The organism is Leisingera sp. G5_S3_59_S7, assembly GCF_054968485.1.
In genome coordinates this window covers 44,912-63,522 of the sequence record NZ_JBQKUH010000018.1, presented here as the reverse complement: position 1 = coordinate 63,522, position 18,611 = coordinate 44,912, and the positions used below count along the sequence as shown (strand labels likewise).

17 protein-coding genes are annotated in these 18,611 nt (G+C 64.2%); 16 read left to right on the top strand and 1 reads right to left on the bottom strand.

The window, feature by feature from the left end; genetic code table 11:
* Window positions 1–38: 38 nt before the first annotated feature.
* The 12 genes from frr (at window position 39) to lpxB (ending at window position 11,388) form a co-directional block, all read left to right on the top strand.
* A complete protein-coding gene (gene frr / locus ACTRWG_RS10370) occupies window positions 39–602 on the top strand; it encodes a ribosome recycling factor (RefSeq protein WP_027237447.1) in 564 nt (187 codons plus the stop codon).
* A 9-nt stretch (window positions 603–611) separates the two neighbouring features.
* The gene (locus ACTRWG_RS10365; protein ID WP_027237448.1) at window positions 612–1,370 is read left to right on the top strand and encodes an isoprenyl transferase; all 759 of its coding nucleotides are present in this window, start codon (window positions 612–614) and stop codon (window positions 1,368–1,370) included.
* A complete protein-coding gene (locus ACTRWG_RS10360; RefSeq protein ID WP_027237449.1) occupies window positions 1,367–2,143 on the top strand; it encodes a phosphatidate cytidylyltransferase in 777 nt (258 codons plus the stop codon). Before ACTRWG_RS10365 ends, ACTRWG_RS10360 begins: the two co-directional genes overlap by 4 nt.
* A gap of 16 nt (window positions 2,144–2,159) precedes the next feature.
* Window positions 2,160–3,332 (top strand): 1-deoxy-D-xylulose-5-phosphate reductoisomerase, encoded by a 1,173-nt coding sequence (dxr, locus tag ACTRWG_RS10355; RefSeq protein WP_027237450.1) that lies wholly within the window; start codon window positions 2,160–2,162, stop codon window positions 3,330–3,332.
* 4 nt (window positions 3,333–3,336) lie between these two features.
* Complete coding sequence (rseP, locus tag ACTRWG_RS10350) at window positions 3,337–4,686, top strand: RIP metalloprotease RseP (RefSeq protein WP_027237451.1); 1,350 nt, start codon at window positions 3,337–3,339, stop codon at window positions 4,684–4,686.
* 139 nt (window positions 4,687–4,825) lie between these two features.
* Window positions 4,826–4,951 (top strand): hypothetical protein, encoded by a 126-nt coding sequence (locus tag ACTRWG_RS10345; protein ID WP_259956561.1) that lies wholly within the window; start codon window positions 4,826–4,828, stop codon window positions 4,949–4,951.
* A gap of 128 nt (window positions 4,952–5,079) precedes the next feature.
* A complete protein-coding gene (gene bamA / locus ACTRWG_RS10340) occupies window positions 5,080–7,482 on the top strand; it encodes an outer membrane protein assembly factor BamA (RefSeq protein ID WP_027237452.1) in 2,403 nt (800 codons plus the stop codon).
* A 4-nt stretch (window positions 7,483–7,486) separates the two neighbouring features.
* Complete coding sequence (locus ACTRWG_RS10335; RefSeq protein ID WP_027237453.1) at window positions 7,487–8,101, top strand: OmpH/Skp family outer membrane protein; 615 nt, start codon at window positions 7,487–7,489, stop codon at window positions 8,099–8,101.
* Between the two features lie 75 nt (window positions 8,102–8,176).
* Window positions 8,177–8,644, top strand: a complete 468-nt coding sequence (gene fabZ / locus ACTRWG_RS10330) for a 3-hydroxyacyl-ACP dehydratase FabZ (protein WP_462829291.1) — start codon at window positions 8,177–8,179, stop codon at window positions 8,642–8,644.
* Window positions 8,645–8,646: 2 nt separating this feature from the next.
* On the top strand, window positions 8,647–9,432 hold the full coding sequence (gene lpxA, locus ACTRWG_RS10325) for an acyl-ACP--UDP-N-acetylglucosamine O-acyltransferase (protein ID WP_462829290.1): 786 nt from the start codon (window positions 8,647–8,649) through the stop codon (window positions 9,430–9,432).
* 4 nt (window positions 9,433–9,436) lie between these two features.
* Window positions 9,437–10,225 (top strand): LpxI family protein, encoded by a 789-nt coding sequence (locus ACTRWG_RS10320; RefSeq protein ID WP_462829289.1) that lies wholly within the window; start codon window positions 9,437–9,439, stop codon window positions 10,223–10,225.
* A complete protein-coding gene (lpxB, locus tag ACTRWG_RS10315) occupies window positions 10,222–11,388 on the top strand; it encodes a lipid-A-disaccharide synthase (RefSeq protein ID WP_027237457.1) in 1,167 nt (388 codons plus the stop codon). Before ACTRWG_RS10320 ends, lpxB begins: the two co-directional genes overlap by 4 nt.
* Window positions 11,389–11,653: 265 nt before the next feature.
* Here lpxB and mnmA read toward each other — a convergent pair whose 3' ends face one another.
* Window positions 11,654–12,799 (bottom strand): tRNA 2-thiouridine(34) synthase MnmA, encoded by a 1,146-nt coding sequence (gene mnmA, locus ACTRWG_RS10310; protein ID WP_027237458.1) that lies wholly within the window; start codon window positions 12,797–12,799, stop codon window positions 11,654–11,656.
* 148 nt (window positions 12,800–12,947) lie between these two features.
* On the opposite strand from mnmA, the gene sciP reads away from it, so the two are divergent.
* The 4 genes from sciP (at window position 12,948) to recG (ending at window position 18,581) form a co-directional block, all read left to right on the top strand.
* Window positions 12,948–13,235 carry a CtrA inhibitor SciP gene (gene sciP / locus ACTRWG_RS10305; protein ID WP_008557698.1) on the top strand — a complete coding sequence of 96 codons (288 nt, stop codon included), beginning with the start codon at window positions 12,948–12,950 and terminating at the stop codon, window positions 13,233–13,235.
* Between the two features lie 117 nt (window positions 13,236–13,352).
* The gene (gene ctrA, locus ACTRWG_RS10300) at window positions 13,353–14,072 is read left to right on the top strand and encodes a response regulator transcription factor CtrA (RefSeq protein ID WP_008556381.1); all 720 of its coding nucleotides are present in this window, start codon (window positions 13,353–13,355) and stop codon (window positions 14,070–14,072) included.
* 142 nt (window positions 14,073–14,214) lie between these two features.
* On the top strand, window positions 14,215–16,494 hold the full coding sequence (gene ligA / locus ACTRWG_RS10295) for an NAD-dependent DNA ligase LigA (RefSeq protein ID WP_209320217.1): 2,280 nt from the start codon (window positions 14,215–14,217) through the stop codon (window positions 16,492–16,494).
* Complete coding sequence (gene recG / locus ACTRWG_RS10290; protein ID WP_462829288.1) at window positions 16,491–18,581, top strand: ATP-dependent DNA helicase RecG; 2,091 nt, start codon at window positions 16,491–16,493, stop codon at window positions 18,579–18,581. Before ligA ends, recG begins: the two co-directional genes overlap by 4 nt.
* Window positions 18,582–18,611: the final 30 nt, after the last annotated feature.

The following is an 18,611-nucleotide window of genomic DNA, read 5'->3' as shown; positions in this document are numbered from 1 at the left end:
CCAGAGGAAGACCGCCTCAGATAAGGGGAGAGAGCAGCATGTCTGATGATTTTGAACTGGATACCGACGACCTGAAACGCCGCATGGACGGCGCGATGGCCAATCTGCGCACCGAATTTGCCTCGCTGCGCACCGGCCGGGCTTCGGCCTCGATGCTGGAGCCTGTGATGGTGGATGCCTATGGGTCGCCGACGCCGATTAACCAGGTCGGCACCGTGAACGTGCCGGAGCCGCGGATGGTGACCATCAACGTCTGGGACAAGTCGCTGGTCGGCAAAGTAGAGAAGGCGATCCGCGAGTCCGGGCTGGGCATCAACCCGCAGCTTAACGGCACCATCATCATGCTGCCGATCCCGGAGCTGAACGAGGAGCGCCGCCGCGAACTGACCAAGGTCGCCGGCCAGTATGCCGAGCACGCCCGCGTGTCGATCCGTAACGTCCGCCGCGACGGCATGGATCAGATCAAGAAGGCCAAGGCCGACGGCATGTCGGAAGATGACCAGAAGTTCTGGGAAGCCGAGGTGCAGGAGCTGACCGACACCATGATCAAACACGTGGACGAGGCGCTTGAGACCAAGCAAGCCGAGATCATGCAGGTCTGACGGCGCATTATGCCGGGAGATGCAAATCCGCAGATGAGCCCCGCCGGAGAAGCTCCGGCGCCCCGCTCCGGCCCGCGCCATGTGGCCATCATCATGGACGGCAATGGCCGCTGGGCGCAGGCCCGCGGGCGGCCGCGGCTGTTCGGCCATCATGCCGGCGCGCGCCGGGTCCGTGAAGTTGTCGAGTGCTGCCCAAGTCTGGGCGTGGAATACCTCACCATCTTTGCTTTTTCGACAGAGAATTGGAAGCGCACGCAGACCGAAGTTGCCGGCCTGATGAGCCTGTTCCGCCGCTATATCTCCAAGGAAATGAACGCCTTGGCGGAAAAGAACGTCCGGGTGCGCTTTATCGGTGACCGGGTGCGGCTGGATGCAAAGCTGATTGACCTGATGGACAAGCTGGAGCGCAAGACCGCAGGCAACAGCGGCACCCAGCTGACCATCGCGCTGAACTATGGCGGCCGGGACGAAGTGGCGCGCGCCACCAAGCGGCTGGCGCGGGACGTGGCCGAGGGCCGCCTGGACCCTGAAAACGTCGACGAGGAAACCCTGCCGCGCTATCTGGACACCCATGTGCTGCCGGACCCGGATCTGGTGATCCGCACCAGCGGCGAGGCGCGGATTTCGAACTTCCTGCTGTGGCAGTCGGCCTATGCGGAGTACGAGTTCATCGACACCCTGTGGCCGGATTTCACGGCGGAGGAGCTGGCGCGGCTGTGCGGCAGCTATGGCCGCCGCGACCGCCGCTTCGGGGCTGTCAAAACATGAGCGCTGCCAAGGGCCGCTGGGCCGACCTGCTGCCGCGGGTTCTGTCGGCTGTCGTGATGGTCGCGGTGGGCGGTTTTGCCGTCTGGGCCGGCGGGCTGGTCTTCGATACGATGATCGCGCTGTGCTGCGGCGGCATGATCTGGGAGCTGGTGCGGATGCTGGCGCCGCAGCGCGGCGGCCTTGCGCTGCAGCTGGGCGCGGTCTCTGCGATTGCGGTTCTGCTGGCGTCCCTCTTGCCGGTGATCTGGGTGGTGCCCTTGCTGGCTGCACCGGTTGCGGCCGGGTTCAGCCAGTTTGAGCGCAACCGCCATTATTTCTCCGGCTGCGCGATTTGGGTGCTGTTTGCGGGCTTCGGCTTCATCTGGCTGCGCGGCCAGATGGGGGTTGAGTGGATGCTGTGGCTGATCGGCATCGTGGTGGCCACCGATGTGGCGGGCTATTTCGCGGGCAAGGCCATTGGCGGGCCCAAATTCTGGCCGCGGGTCAGCCCCAAGAAAACCTGGAGCGGCACGGCGGCCGGCTGGCTGGCTGCTGCGGCCGTGGGCGGAGTGTTTGCCGCGCAAATGGGCCTGGGGTTCGGCGTAGTGGTGTTGTCGGTGCTGCTGTCGATGGCCAGCCAGGCCGGCGATGTTACGGAAAGCGCGCTGAAACGGAAGATGGGCGTCAAGGATTCCAGCGCGCTGATTCCGGGCCACGGCGGCCTGTTCGACCGGTTCGACGGGATGCTGGGCGCCGCGGCCATGTTCCTGGCTGTGACCGCCATCTGGGGATAACCAGTCAGGAAGAGCTATGCGCAAAGTTTCGATTTTCGGCGCCACCGGGTCGATCGGGCAGAATACCATCGACCTGATCCGGCGCGCGCCTGAAGCCTATGATGTGGTGGCCCTGACCGGCGGCGCCAATATCGCGCGGCTGGCGGAGGACGCCATCGCGCTGCGGGCGGACTTAGCTGTCACCGCCTATGACGACCGTTTGCCGGATCTGCGGGCGGCGCTGCAAGGCTCAGGCGTGGAAGCCGCGGCCGGGCAGGCGGCCCTGGTCGAGGCTGCGGCGCGCCCGGCGGACTGGATCATGTCGGCCATCGTCGGCGCGGCCGGTCTGGCACCGGGGCTGGAGGCGCTGAAACACGGCACCACGCTGGCACTGGCCAACAAGGAGTCGCTGGTCTGCGCGGGCCGGCTGCTGCTGGAGACAGCCGAAAAGCACGGCGCCCGGCTGCTGCCGGTCGACAGCGAGCATTCGGCGGTGTTCCAGGGTCTTGCGGGTGAAGACATCGAAGCGGTCGAGCGGATCGTCATCACCGCCTCGGGCGGGGCCTTCCGCGACTGGCCGCTGGAGGATCTGCCCAAGGCAACTCTGGCGCAGGCGTCTTCGCATCCCAACTGGGACATGGGGCAGCGGATCACCATCGACAGCGCGTCGATGTTCAATAAGGCGCTGGAAGTCATTGAAACCCGGGAATACTTTGGCGTTCGCCCTGACCAGATCGAGGTGCTGGTGCATCCCGAATCCCTGGTTCATGCGCTGGTCGGATTCAACGACGGGGCGCTGATGGCGCATCTTGGAGCTGCCGACATGCGGCATGCCATCGGCTATGCGCTGCATTGGCCGGACCGGCAGCATCTGCCGGTGGAGCGGCTGGACCTGGCCCGCATCGGCCAGCTGAATTTCCGCGCCCCGGACCCCGCCCGCTATCCGGCGCTGCGGCTGGCCTATGAGGTGATGGAGCGCGGCGGCATGATGGGCGCGGCCTTCAACGCTGCCAAGGAGCAGGCGCTGGATGAGTTCATCGCAGGCCGCATCCGCTTTACCGATATGGCGGCAGTGACGGAGGCTGTGCTGGAGCGCTTTTCGGCGGAGAGCGGCCTCATCGATGCCGCAATGACACTTGATAACGTGACCCGGGTTGACCATCTCGCACGGCAAGAGGCCGCCGGGGCCGCAGAAAAACGCATAGGGTAGATCTTTGGACATACTTGCTTTTGTCCCGCAGTTTGGCGGTTTCCTTTATACGATCGCCAGCTTTGTCATCGCGCTGTCGGTGATCGTGGCCGTGCATGAATACGGCCACTACATCGTCGGCCGCTGGTCGGGCATTCACGCACAAGTGTTCTCGATCGGATTCGGCCCGGTGCTGTGGAGCCGGGTGGACAGGCACGGCACACGCTGGCAGATCGCGGCGCTGCCTTTTGGCGGCTATGTGAAGTTCCTGGGCGATGCGGATGCGGCCTCGGGCAAGGACGCACAGGCGATGCAGGCGGCCGCCGACGATCCGGAGCACCTGCGCCGGACAATGCATGGCGCGCCCCTTTGGGCCCGTTCGGCAACCGTTGCGGCCGGGCCTGTTTTCAACTTCGTCATGTCTGTAATCATCTTTGCCGCCGTGGCGATGTCGCAGGGGGTGATGCGCGATCCGCTGACCGTTGGGGACATGGCGCCGCTGCCCGGGGTCGAAAACGGGCTGCAGCAGGGCGATGAGCTGATCACAGCAGGCGGCCTGCCGGTGCCAAGCTATCTGGACACCGAGGCCTGGGAAGAGTTTCGCAAGGCACTGCCGCAGCAGCAGCCGCTGGACTATCAGGTGCGCCGCGAGGGGTCTGAGCACAGCGTCAGCGGACCGTATCTGTACCCGCCCTATGTGCGCGGTGTGGTGCCGCGCAGCGCGGCCTCGGATGCCGGGCTGCAGCCCGAGGACCTGATCGTCGCGGTGGACGGCGCGCCGCTGGTGTCCTTTGACCAGCTGAAAGAGCATGTCGAAGCCGCAGACGGCAAGGTGCTGGTGCTGGATGTGCTGCGCGGCGGCGAGAAGGTCGAGATGGCGCTGGCGCCGCGGCGCACGGATGAACCGCAGCCGGACGGCGGCTTTGCCACCCGCTGGCGGATCGGAATCATCGGCGGGCTGGCGTTTGAGCCGGCCACCGATAAGGCCGGCTTGGGCGAGTCGCTGGCAGCGGGCGCTTATCAGGTCTGGGCGGTGGTCGGCACCTCCCTGTCCGGGCTGAAGCATATGATCACCGGCGCCATCAGCACCTGCAACCTGTCCGGGCCGATCGGGATCGCCGAAACCTCCGGCGCGATGGCAAGCCAGGGGGCGGAAAGCTTTATCCGCTTCATTGCGGTGCTGTCCACTGCGGTCGGGTTGCTGAACCTGTTCCCGGTGCCCGCGCTGGATGGCGGCCACCTGATGTTCTACGCCTATGAAGCCGTCGCCGGGCGTCCGCCCAGCGACCGGGCGGTGCGGGTGCTGATGTCGCTTGGCATTGCCATCGTGCTGTCGCTGATGGTGTTTGCGATTGGCAACGATCTGTTCTGCTGACCTGGCAGGCAGCAGCGCCAAGGGGCGGCCACAGTGCCGCCCAACTGCCGCCACATTCCCCCGTTAACGTTTTATCAATCCGCGGCAGCCTCCCGATGCCGGCACCGCGGACGGGTGAACGGAAACTGGGGGATGACCGATGCAGACACTCTCGCAATCTTACCGCGGCCTTGGCCTTCTGATGCGGCTGAATTGGGACCGGGCGCTGACCGGATTTGCCATCCTTGGCGCACTGACCGCGGGCACCTGGCTCGCCACGCTGTGATTCCCGCAACCGGCGCGCAAGCCCGCCGCGCCGGATGCTGCCAGAATGCGCTTTGATAGTTTTGACAAGCGCTTTCAAACCCGGTACGCACTTGCCAAAGCTGCTAATATAATCGGGTTGTAAAAAAGATGGTTTGGGGGAAAGTCGCAGGCAAGTCCTGTGGTGAGCGTAAGTCGGGCATCAATATCTTGTACCGGAAAGTTTCTGCCATTTCTCTGGCAGTTGCGCTGGGTTACGCGTTGTCGCCGCTGCCGGCAGAGGCTCAAAGCTACCGCTTCACGTCGGTCCAGGTGGAGGGCAATCAGCGGATTCAGACATCCACCGTTGTCGCCTATACCGGCATCGAGCGCGGCCAGACGGTCAGCGCTGGCGAGCTGAACGACGCCTATCAGCGTATTCTTGACAGTGGCGTATTTGAAACAGTCGAAATCGTGCCGCGCGGCAGCACCCTGGTGATCAAGGTCACCGAGTTCCCGACCATCAACCAGATCAGTTTCGAAGGCAACCGCCGCCTCAAGGACGACGCGCTGAGCGACATTGTCGAGTCGGCGCCGCGCCGGGTGTTCAGCCCGTCGCAGGCCGAACGCGACGCGGCGCTGATTGCCGAGGCTTACAGCGTTCAGGGCCGTCTGGCCTCCCGCGTGACCCCGCGCATCATCCGCCGCAGCAACAACCGCGTCGATCTGGTGTTTGAGATTTCCGAGGGCGACACCATTGAGGTGGAGCGCGTGTCGTTCACCGGCAACCGGGTCTATTCCGACCGCCGTCTGCGGCGGGTTCTGGAAACCAAGCAGGCCGGTCTGCTGCGCACCTTCATCCGCTCCGACACCCTGATCGAAGACCGCCTGGAATTCGACAAGCAGGTGCTGCGCGATTTCTACCTGTCGCGCGGCTATGTGGATTTCCGCGTCAACAGCGCCAACGCTGAAGTCACGCAGGAGCGTGACGCGGTATTCTTGGTGGTGGATGTGACTGAGGGCCAGCAGTTCCGCTTCGGCAACATCACAGTGACCAGCGAAATGCCGGAAGCCGATGCCGACCTGTTCAGCTCCACCCTGAAAATCCGGTCCGGTGTTGTTTATTCCCCGGCCTTGGTCGAAAATGCGATCGACCGGATGGAAGGGCTGGCCGTCCGCAACGAGATCGACTTTCTGCGGGTCGAGCCGCGCGTCACCCGCAACGACCGGGACCTGACGCTTGATATCGAATTCGTGCTGACACGCGGGCCGCGGGTGTTTGTCGAGCGGATCGACATTGAGGGCAACACAACCACGCTGGACCGGGTGATCCGCCAGCAGTTCCGCTCCGTCGAAGGCGACCCGTTCAACCCGCGCTCGATCCGCAACAGCGCCGAGCGGATCCGGGCTCTGGGATTCTTTGCCACGGCCGATGTGGAGACCCGTGAGGGCAGTTCTTCGGATCAGGTCATTGTCGACGTGGACGTCGAGGAGCAGCCGACCGGTTCGCTGAACCTCGGCGGTGCCTACTCAATCACGGATGGCTTTGGTGTCAGCGTCGGTCTTAGCGAAAACAACTTCCTGGGCCGAGGCCAGCGGCTGTCGTTCAACATTGCCACCGCGACGGAATCCGATTCCTATGTTCTGGGTTTCACCGAACCGTTCCTGCTGGGGCGGGAGCTGAAGTTCGATCTGGACCTTGGTCTGAATGAAACCGACTCCAGCTTCTCGGAGTATAAAACCAAACGCGTCTTCTTCCGCCCGGCGCTGACCTTCAACACGGGCGAGGATTCGTCGCTGCAGGTGCGCTACACCTGGGATGCGGACGAGATGCAGTTTGACGATGATGACACCAACCAGAATCTGGCGGGTCCGGTCATCCAAAGCGAAATCGCGCAGGGTGAACGGACTGCCAGTGCTGCCGGGGTCACCTACCGCTATGACAGCCGCTTGACCGGCCTCGACCCGAATGCCGGCTTCCTGGTCGAAATTGGCGCCGATTACGCCGGGCTTGGCGGCGATTCCGAATACATCAAGGCAACTACCAAGCTTGTTGCGCAGCGCCGCATCTGGAATGAGGAGGTCACCCTTCGCGCGACCCTGGAAGCAGGCGCGTTTCAATGGGAAGGCAGCGGTAACAGCCGCACAATCGACCGCTTCGTTCTGACCCCCTCTGTCATCCGGGGCTTTGAACCTGGCGGTATCGGTCCGCGGGATCAGACTGACGGCAACCCGAATGGCGGAAATTATAATGATTTCCTCGGCGGTAACTACTATGCGGTTGCGCGTTTCGATGCGGAGTTCCCGCTGGGCCTGCCGGAAGAACTGGGGCTGCGCGGCGCTTTGTTCTATGATGTCGGCGGCCTCTGGGGGCTGCAGAATGTCAACACCGCAGGCTTTAACTCCGGCAACGGGATCGTGGGGCGTGACAGGTCTTTCCGTCACGTTGTCGGTTTCTCGCTCTTGTGGACCACCGGCTTTGGCCCGCTGCGGTTCAATTTCTCCAAAGCTCTCAAGAAAGAGGACTTCGACGAGGAGCAACCCTTCGACCTGACCCTGCAGGCGAGGTTCTGATCTGGTGCGGCAGCAGTCTCCCGGCCGTTGGGCGGCGCGCGGTCTTGCCGTGGCGCTGGCCTGTTTCGGGGCTGCTCCCGCCTTTGCGCAGGACACGGCGCAGCCTGCACCGGGGCCCGGGCGCGGTTATCAGTTGGGGCTGCCGCAAAGCGGCATCCTCACCATCCAGCCGGAGCGGCTGTTCTCTGAAAGCGCTTTTGGCAAGCGGGTCGAGCGGGAGATGGAAGCAGAAGGCGCTGTGCTGACTGCGGAAAACCGCCGCATCGAGGCCGAACTGCGGCGCGAGGAACTGGAGCTGACTGAACGCCGCAGCGAGATGGAGCCGCAGGCGTTCCGGGCGCTGGCAGATGCCTTTGACCAGAAAGTGCAGGACACCCGCCGCCGCCAGGAGCAGAAACTGCGCGAAATCAATCAGATGGGCGAAGAGGCCCGGCGCGAATTCATCAGCGCCTCGCTGCCGGTGCTGCAGCAGATCCTGCGCGAAACCGGGGCAGGCGCAATCCTCGACCACGCCTCGGTGTTTCTGAGCGCAGATGCAGCCGACATCACCAGCCTGGCGATTGCCCGGATCGACGCGGTGCTGGGCGACGGCGCGGCGCAAGAGGATGGCGATCGCTGAGCCGGCGAACTTGCCCAAACGCTGCCTCCTTGCTAGGGACGGCGCAGCACATTTGACGAATATGGGAAACCAAGCATGACCACCGAGCTGCAAAGCGCTGACATTCAACTGATCCAGCGGATCCTGCCGCACCGCTACCCGTTCCTGCTGGTCGACAAGGTGGTCGATATCGACAGCTACAAGTCGGCACGCGGCATCAAGAATGTCACCATGAACGAGCCGCACTTCCAGGGCCACTTCCCGGGCACGCCGATCATGCCCGGCGTCACCATCGTCGAGGCGATGGCGCAGACCGCGGGCGTGATGCTGGGGGTTGGCATGGATATGGTCGACACCAACCTGCTGATCTACTTCATGAACATCGACAAGTGTAAATTCCGCCGCAAGGTGGTGCCGGGCGATGTGCTGGATATGCATGTGGAAACCCTGCGCGGCAAGCCGGGCGGCAAGATCTTCAAGTTCTCCGGCCGCGCCACCGTCGATGGCGATGTGGCGGCCGAGGCGGAATTCTCGGCTATGGTCGACGTGCAGAAGGACGGATGAACATGAGCCGGATTCACCCCAGTGCCGTGATCGAAGAGGGCGCCAAACTTGGAAAGGACTGCGAAATCGGCCCGTTCTGCCTGGTTGGCCCTGAGGTTGTGCTGGGGGACCGGGTTGTTCTGAAATCCCACGTTGTCGTCACCGGGGACACTGAAATCGGGGATGAGACTGTTGTCTTTCCCTTTGCCGTGCTGGGCGAGATCCCGCAGGATCTCAAGTTCAAGGGCGAGAAGTGCCGGACCGTCATCGGCAAGCGCAACCGCTTCCGCGAACATGTGACGGTGAATGCCGGCACCGAGGGCGGCGGCGGCGTGACGCGTATCGGCGACGACGGCCTGTTCATGGCGGGCTGCCACATTGCCCATGACGCCCAGATCGGCGACCGGGTGATCGTTGTGAATTCCGCTGCGGTGGCGGGCCACTGCGTTCTGGAGGATGATGTTATCATCGGCGGGTTGTCGGGCATCCATCAGTGGGTGCGGATCGGCAAGGGCGCAATTATCGGCGCCGTCACCATGGTGACCAACGACGTGATCCCCTATGGCCTGGTGCAGGCACAGCGAGGTGAGCTGGACGGCTTGAACCTGGTCGGCCTCAAGCGCCGCGGCGTGGCGCGCAGCGACATCACTGCCTTGCGCGCAGCCTTCCAGATGCTGGCGCAGGGGGAGGGCACCTTCCAGGAACGCGCCAAGCGATTGGGAGATGAGACCGAAAGCCAGTATGTTCAGGAGATCGTCGCCTTCATTACCGGCGAAAGCGACCGCTCCTTTCTGACACCGGGAGGCTGAACCCATGCTGGCTTTGATTGCAGGCACCGGCGGCTTGCCGGCGGAAGTGGCGGCGCGGGCTCCGGGCCGTCCGCTGATCTGTGCGATGGCGGGGTCGGAACCGGATGCGGTGGATCCCGAAATCTCCTTCCGGTTTGAGCAGCTGGGCTCTTTTCTCGAACGGCTGAAGGCAGCGGAGATCACCGAGATCTGCATGGCAGGCGCGGTGCAGCGGCCCAATATCGACCCCTCGGCCATCGATGCGGCGACCCTGCCGCTGGTACCGGTGCTGCAAGGCGCGCTGGCTGCGGGCGATGACGGCGCCTTGCGGGCGATCATCGGCATTTTTGAGCAGGGAGGATTTGCCGTGCGGGCCGCGCATGAGGTTGCGCCGGATCTGCTGATGGCGGCTGGCGTGCCGACCAAGGTGCAGCCGGGCGAGCTGGACAAGGCGGATGCGGAGCGCGGCGCGCAGATCGTGGCCGCGATGTCAGCCGCCGACATCGGCCAGTCCTGCGCCGTGCGCAAGCGGCAGGCGATTGCGGTGGAGAACGTCTTTGGCACCGACTGGATGCTGGCCGCACTGGCGCAGCGTCCGGACGGGCAGGGCGGCTTGCTGTTCAAGGCGCCCAAGCCCGCGCAGGACCGCCGCGCCGATCTGCCCACGATCGGCGTCGAAACGGTTGAGGCTGCGGCCAAGGCCGGCCTCTCCGGCATCGTGCTGGAGGCGGGCGGCGTGATCGTTTTGGATCAGGATGCGGTGATTGCGGCCTGCGACCGGCTGGGCCTGTACCTGTGGCTGCGTGAAGCATGAACCTTCGGGTGTTCATCCTGGCCGGGGAGCCTTCGGGCGACCGGCTGGGCGGGGCGCTGATGGCGGGGCTGAAACAGCTGGAACCTGGCGTCAGCTTTGACGGTATCGGCGGCCCGCTGATGGCGGAGCAGGGGCTGTACTCCCGCTTTCCGATGGATGAGTTGTCGGTGATGGGGCTGGCCGAGGTGCTGCCCAAGTACCGCCATCTGAAACGCCGCATCCGGGAAACCGCGGAGGCGGTGCTTGAGACCCGCCCGGATGTTCTGATCACTATCGACAGCCCGGACTTCAGCTTGCGCGTGGCGCGGCTGGTGAAAGAGAAAAGCAACATCCGCACGGTGCATTATGTGGCGCCTTCGGTCTGGGCCTGGCGGCCCAAACGGGCCGGGAAGATGGCGGAAGTGATCGACCACGTTCTGGCACTTTTGCCGTTTGAGCCGCCTTACATGGAGGCGGCAGGCATGGACTGCGACTTCGTCGGCCACCCGGTGGTTGCCGAACCGCAGGCCACCGGGGCGGAAACTGCCGCATTCCGCGCGGAGTTCGGTCTGGGCGAGTCGCCCTTTGTGCTGGCGCTGCCCGGCTCGCGGCGGTCCGAAGTCGCGCGGCTGGCACCGGATTTCGGCGGCGCGCTGCAGCGCTTCACGGCGGCGCACCCGGACTTCCGGATCGTCGTGCCCGCCGCCGCGCCGGTGGCCGGGCTGGTGCAGGACGCGCTGAAAGACTGGCCGGAGGCTACGGTGCTGGTCGATCCGAACCGGTTTGAGGCTGCCACCGCCAAGGCGCACAAACGCGCCGCCTTTGCTGCGGCGGATCTGGCGCTGGCCGCCTCCGGCACCGTCTCGCTGGAGCTGGCGGCCGCAGCCACTCCGATGGTGATCGCCTACAAGTTCCAGTGGCTGACCTGGCAGATCATGAAGCGCATGGCGCTGATCGACACGGTGACTCTGGTCAACCTGGTGAGCGAGACCCGGGTGGTGCCGGAATGCCTGGGGCCGGAGTGTACACCTGGAAACATTGCCGCCCGGCTGAATGCGCTGGCGGCAGATCCGGGGGCACAACTGGAAGCGATGGAACTGACTATGCAGCGCCTGGGCCAGGGCGGTGAAGCGCCCGGTCTGCGGGCCGCCCGCGCGGTCCTGGACCGTCTGCCTAAGAGCTAAGGCGAAGCGCGCCGGATGCAGAGCCTCCGGCGCGCGCCTTCTGGCAGCACGGGCGCTGGTGCACCCGCGCGGCGCTTGCCGCTCCGGTCATGCAGACCTCTGACAGTCAGGAAAAGAGGGCGCGCGGGAGCTTCTTCTGCTGAGAGGCGCCTAAGGGCAGGTCTGCCCTCAGGCGCCAATCCGATTTTAATCTGGAATACCGCGTCACGGACAAGCCGCGCTGTCGCGCGGCGGCTGCGCCGTCCTTGACCCGGCGGTCAGGCTATCAGTAGCCGCGCCAGATCCAGCCGCCGCCGAAGATGCGGGAGCCTTCGCTGGCGTAGAACACGCAAGCCTGGCCGGGGGAGACGCCTTCCTCCGGGGTCAGCAGCTCCACTTCGGCGGTTGTATCCGTCAGCGGCCGGATGATCGCCTCCCGGGGCGGGCGGGTGGAGCGGACCTTGACCTTCAAATGCCATTCGTCCCGGCTGGTGAAAGGCTCATCGCCCAGCCAGTTGATCTCGCGCACCGGAATGGTGCGGGTGGCCAGCAGCTCCTTGGGGCCGACCACCACCTGTTTCTTGTCCACATCCAGTTTCACCACATAAAGCGGCTCCGAGAGACCGCCGATGCCAAGGCCGCGGCGCTGGCCGATGGTGTAGTGAATCACCCCTTCATGGCTGCCCAGCACCCGGCCATCGGCGTGCACGATCTCGCCCGGATCCACGGCGCCGGGGCGCAGTTTCTCGATCACGCTGGCGTAGTTCCCGTCCGGCACGAAACAGATGTCCTGGCTGTCCGGCTTGTCCGCCACCGCCAGCCCGTATTGAGCCGCCATCTCACGCGTTGCGTCCTTGGAGGGCAGGTGCCCCAGCGGGAAGCGCAGAAAATCCAGCTGCTCCGGCGTGGTGGAGAACAGGAAATAGCTCTGGTCGCGGTTGGCATCCTCGGCGCTGTGCAGCTCCGGCCCGCGGGTGCCTATTTTGCGCTGGATGTAATGGCCGGTGGCCATGCAGTCGGCCTCCAGGTCCTTGGCAGTTTCCAGCAGGTCCTTGAACTTCACCCGCTCATTGCAGCGGATGCAGGGTACCGGGGTGGCGCCCGCCAGATAGCTGTCGGCGAACTCGTCAATCACCGCATCTTTAAAAATGTTCTCATAATCCAGAACATAATGCGGGAAGCCGCGCTCCTCGGCGACGCGGCGCGCATCGTGGATATCGATGCCGGCGCAGCAGGCGCCTTTCTTGGCCAGCGCCGCGCCGTGATCGTACAGCTGCAGGGTCACGCCGACCACATCATAGCCCTGATCGGCCAGGTATGCTGCAACGACAGAGCTGTCGACGCCGCCGGACATGGCCACCACCACCCGGGTTTCCGAGGGCGGTTTGGCAAAGCCAAGCGAGTTCAAGGTGGTGTTGTGGTCCAGCGCCATGGGGCAGCTCCTGAAGGCAAGGGGGCAGGCGCCGCAGAATATAGGAAAATCCTAACGACTCTCAAGGGCCTTGGTTCACGCCCCGTTAAGCCTGATCGGAAATTCTTTTGCCGGACCGCAACGAAAAAGATCTTCAAAGGGAAGACGGATGTTTTTGAAGAAAGTCGACGGCCCGCGGGCAGTCACCCTGCCGGACGGAACCATCATGACCCGGGCGGATTTGCCGCCGGAAACGACCAAGCGCTGGGTCGCCTCGCGCAAGGCTGCGGTTGTGCGCGGCGTGCTTTACGGGCTGCTGCCGCAGACCGAGGCGATGCGCCGCTACGGGCTCAGTGAGGAGGAATTCCGGAGCTGGGTTGCGGCGGTGGCCGACCACGGTGAAGAAGCGCTGAAAACCACACGGTTGAAGAAATTCCGCAACCCGGACGCAAAATAGTTTGGGCCGCCCTTGAGTTGAATTCGTAAATTAACCATCATGGTAACGGGCCATTAACTTTTTTCCACCAAGGTTAACGAGACCTGAGGGAAACAGTGTACAGGCGGAGAATAAAATATGCGCATTCTTTTGGTTGAGGATGATCCGACCACGGCAAAAAGCATCGAGCTGATGCTGACCCACGCCAACCTGAACGTCTATTCGACGGATTTGGGTGAGGAGGGGATCGATCTGGCCAAACTCTATGATTACGACCTGATCCTGCTGGATCTGGGGCTGCCGGATATGAACGGCCATGAGGTTCTGCGCCAGCTGCGCATGTCCCGTATCGAAACCCCCATCCTGATTTTGTCCGGTGCCGATGATACCGACAACAAAATCAAGGGCTTCGGCTTTGGGGCGGACGACTATCTGACCAAACCGTTCCACCGCGAGGAACTGGTGGCGCGGATCCATGCGATCATCCGCCGGTCCAAGGGCCATTCGCAGTCGATCATCAAGACCGGCAAGATCTCGGTCAACCTGGATGCCAAGACAGTTGAGGCTGACGGCAAGGCGGTGCATCTGACCGGCAAGGAATACCAGATGCTGGAGCTTTTGTCCTTGCGTAAAGGCACCACGCTGACCAAGGAAATGTTCCTCAACCATCTTTATGGCGGCATGGATGAGCCGGAACTGAAGATCATCGACGTTTTCATCTGCAAGTTGCGCAAGAAACTCAGCAACGCAACAGGCGGCGAAAACTATATCGAAACGGTCTGGGGCCGCGGCTATGTGCTGCGTGATCCGCAGGAGGATCATATGTCCGGCGGCCAGCGGATGGCGGTCGGCGCTTGAAAGAATGAAAGTCCGGACGGCACTTGAATTTGTGCCGCCGGTTGTAAAGGCCTGCCCTTTGGCGGGCTTTTTTCATGTCTGCCGGCGCAGCAGACCGCTCTGACAGAGTCGCTGGACGCGGCGCGCGCGGCGTCCTATCACCATGGGTGAGAACGAAGAGGGACCGCGCGTGGCAGAGAATTCGGAAAAAGACGTGACCGGCCTGACGGCAGAGGACGCCCGGGCAGAGTTTCTGGCGCTGGAGGAGCAGCTGCAGGCGGCGGATCTGGCCTATCACCAGGCTGACGCGCCCGAGATCAGCGATGCCGAATATGATTCGCTGAAACGGCGCTACCGCATGCTGGCGGACGCCTTCCCGGAACTGGCGGAAGAAGCAACTCAGCTGGAGGCGGTCGGCGCGCCGGCGGCGTCGGGGTTCGGTAAGATCACCCATACGGTGCGGATGCTGTCGCTGGGCAATGCCTTCGAGGATGAGGATGTCTCCGACTTTGACCGCAGTATCCGCAAATATCTGGGCCTCGGCGGCGGGGCCGCGCTAGGCTACACGGCGGAGCCCAAGATTGACGGCCTGTCGCTGTCTCTGCGCTATGAGCAGGGCCGACTGGTCCAGGCCGCCACACGCGGCGACGGCAGTGTGGGCGAAAACGTGACCGCCAACGCGCGAACCATCACCGATATTCCGCAGCAGCTGAACGGCGCGCCGGAGGTTCTGGAGGTGCGCGGCGAAGTCTATATGAGCCACGCCGATTTCGAAGCACTGAACGCCCGCCATGCGGAACGCGGAGGCAAGATTTTTGCCAATCCGCGCAACGCCGCCGCCGGGTCCTTGCGGCAGCTGGACGCAGAGATCACCCGCGCCCGGCCTTTGCGGTTCTTCGCCTACAGCTGGGGAGAGCTGAGCGCACCTTTGGCAGAAACGCAGTTGGAGGCGATCGAACGGCTGCAGTCGCTTGGGTTCCAGACCAATCCGCTGACCCGGCTGTGCACCAGTGTTGCGGAGATGATTGATCATTACCGCAGCATCGAGGAACAGCGCGCGACGCTCGGCTATGACATCGACGGCGTTGTCTACAAGGTCAACGATCTGGCGCTGCAGGGACGGCTGGGGTTCCGCTCCACCACCCCCCGCTGGGCCATTGCGCATAAGTTCCCGGCCGAACTCGCCTGGACCCGGCTGGAAGCCATCGACATCCAGGTCGGCCGCACAGGCGCGCTCAGCCCGGTGGCGCGGCTTACCCCGGTGACCGTTGGCGGGGTGGTGGTGTCAAACGCCACTTTGCACAACGAGGATTACATTCAGGGGCGCGACTCCAAGGGCGAGGAGATCCGCGGCGGCAAGGACATCCGCATCGGCGACTGGGTGCAGATCTACCGCGCCGGCGATGTGATCCCGAAAGTGGCCGATGTGGACCTGTCCAAGCGCCCGGAAGATGCAGAACCCTATGCGTTTCCGCACACCTGCCCGGAATGCGGCAGCCCGGCGGAACGGGAAGAAGGCGATGCCGTGCGCCGGTGTTCCGGCGGTCTGATCTGCCCTGCGCAGGCGGTCGAAAAGCTCAAGCATTTCGTCTCCCGCGCGGCCTTTGATATCGAAGGACTGGGCGCCAAGCAGGTGGAGCAGTTCCACAGCGATGGCTGGATCAAGGAGCCTGCGGATATCTTTGATCTGCAAGAAAATTATGGCTCTGGCCTGCAGCAGCTGAAGAACCGCGAGGGCTGGGGGGAGAAATCCGCTGACAACCTGTTCGCGGCGATTGAGGAAAAGCGCACGATCCCGCTGGCCAAGCTGATCTTTGCCCTTGGCATCCGCCACGCGGGTGAGGTCGCGGGCCGCGATCTGGCGCTGCACTACCGGGACTGGCAGGGAATGGCGGCTGCGATTGACGCGGCCCGTCCGGCGGCGCTGGCGCACCGGGCCGCCGATGAGGCCGAGGAGACCGAACGCCAGGCCGCCAAGGAGGAGGGCCGCCGCGCCCGGATATCTGAGACCCGTTCTGCCGCCGTTGCTGATTGCGGCGTGCCGGCCGAAGCCGCAGCCGCCTGGGCGGACCTGATCGGCGTCGACGGGATCGGCGCGGTGCTGGGCCTGTCGCTGTCGGATGCCTTTGCCAACCCGGAGGAACGCGCGGCCATCGACCGGCTGGTGGCGAAACTGACCATCGTGCCGCCCGATGCGCCGGCTGCGGACAGCCCGGTGGCGGGCAAGACTGTCGTATTCACCGGCACATTGGAGAAAATGACCCGCGCCGAAGCCAAGGCCCGGGCCGAGGCGCTGGGGGCCAAGGTCTCGGGCTCAGTTTCCAAGAAGACCGATATCCTGGTGGCTGGCCCCGGGGCGGGCTCCAAGGCCAAGAAGGCGGCAGAGCTGGGCATCCAGACCCTGGATGAAGACGGCTGGCTGGAGCTGATCGCAGAGGCATGAGCGGGCGTCCGGAGATCCTGTTTCCGCTGTTTGCCGGCGCCGAGACCCTGCAGGGTGTCGGCCCGAAAACCGCGCAGAATCTGCTCCAGATGGATATAGAAACGCCGCGCGACCTATTGTTTTCACTGCCTTATTCAGTGATCGACCGTCGGCGGCGCGACACCATCCGCGGGGTGGATTTGCCCGCGGTGGTGACGGTTGAGGTCACTGTGGGCCGTCACCGGCCCGCGCGGAGCAAGGGCGGTGCTTACCGCATTCATGTGCAGGACGCGGAGACCGAGTTCCAGCTGGTCTTTTTCCACGGCCGCAGCCGCTATCTGGAGGCACAGCTGCCGGAAGGCGCGCGCCGGGTGGTCTCGGGCAAGCTGGAGCTGTTCGACGGCATCGCGCAGATGGTGCATCCCGATCACATGCTGCCGGTGGAGGAGGCGCATGAGATTCCGGAGTATGAACCGGTCTACAGCCTGACCCATGGGGTCACGCAGAAAACCATGTATAAGGCGGCGCAAAGCGCGCTGTCGCGGATGCCGGAGCTGGCGGAATGGATCGACCCGGCGCAGATGCTGAAGGAAGGCTGGCCCGCCTGGCATGAGGCGCTGCAGTCTGCCCATGCGCCACAAGGCCCGGATGACCTGAGCCCGTTGTCGCCGGCGCGGGCGCGGTTGGCCTATGATGAGCTGTTTTCGCATCAGCTGACCCTGGCCCTGGCCCGCCAGACGGAGCGCAAGGCGCGGGGCATCGAAAGCCACGCCACCGGTCGGCTGCAGTCGCGTGTGCTGAAGGCGCTGCCTTACAAACCCACCAATGCGCAGGCGCGAGCGATCGAGGAAATCTCCGCCGACATGGCATCGCCCAAGCGCATGAACCGGCTGTTGCAAGGCGATGTTGGCGCCGGGAAAACCCTGGTTGCTTTCATGGCTTTGCTGGTCGCGGTTGAAGCGGGCGGGCAGGGGGTGATGATGGCCCCGACCGGCATTCTGGCGCAACAGCACATGGAAGGTCTTGCGCCGCTGGCCGAGGATGCGGGCGTGGTGATCGAAATCCTGACGGGCCGCGACAAAGGGGCTGAGCGCAAGGCCAAGCTGGCGGCGCTTAAGCGCGGCGACATTCAGGTTCTGGTCGGCACCCATGCGGTGTTCCAGCAGGATGTCGAATTCCGCGACCTGCGGCTGGCGATTGTCGATGAACAGCACCGCTTCGGCGTGCGCCAGCGGATGGAGCTTGCGGAAAAGGGCAAGGGCGCCGATGTGCTGGTGATGACCGCAACGCCGATCCCACGCTCGCTGGCGCTGGCGCAATACGGCGACATGGATGTCTCGGTGCTGGATGAGAAACCGCCCGGGCGCAAGCCGGTCAAGACGGCTGTCATCAGCACCGAACGCATGCAGGAGGTTGTCGATCACCTGCGCAAGGCGATTGCGGAGGGGCGGCAGTGCTACTGGGTCTGCCCGTTGGTGGACGAGTCCGAGCTGAGCGATCTGACCGCGGCGGAGGAGCGATTCAAGCATCTGCGCGCGGTGCTGGGCGAGGGGATTGCTGGCCTGGTGCACGGTCAGATGCCGCCCGCCGAGAAAGATGCCGCGATGGCGGCGTTCCAGGAGGGCAAGACCAAGGTTCTGGTCGCGACCACGGTGATCGAGGTGGGGGTGAACGTGCCCAATGCCTCGATCATGGTGATTGAGCGGGCGGAAATCTTCGGCCTGGCGCAGTTGCACCAGCTGCGCGGCCGGGTCGGGCGCGGCAGCGCTGAATCGACCTGCCTGCTGATGTATCAGCCGCCGCTGACCGAAGGCGGCCGCAAGCGGCTGGAGGTCCTGCGCGAGACAGAGGACGGCTTCCGGATTTCGGAGACCGATCTGCAGATGCGCGGGGCGGGCGACATGATTGGCACCGCGCAATCGGGCGTGCCGCGATTCCGGATTGCCGACCTGGAGCGTCAGGCCGGGCTGATGGCGGTGGCGCAAAGCGACGCCCGGTCGCTGCTGGCAGCCGATCCCAAGCTGGAAAGCGTCCGCGGCAAGGCGGCGCGTGTTCTTCTGTGGCTGATGAAGCAGGATCAGGCAATACGTTTGATTTCAGTGGGTTAAGCCGCGCTTCCGTGGCTGGCCTCCTGCCGC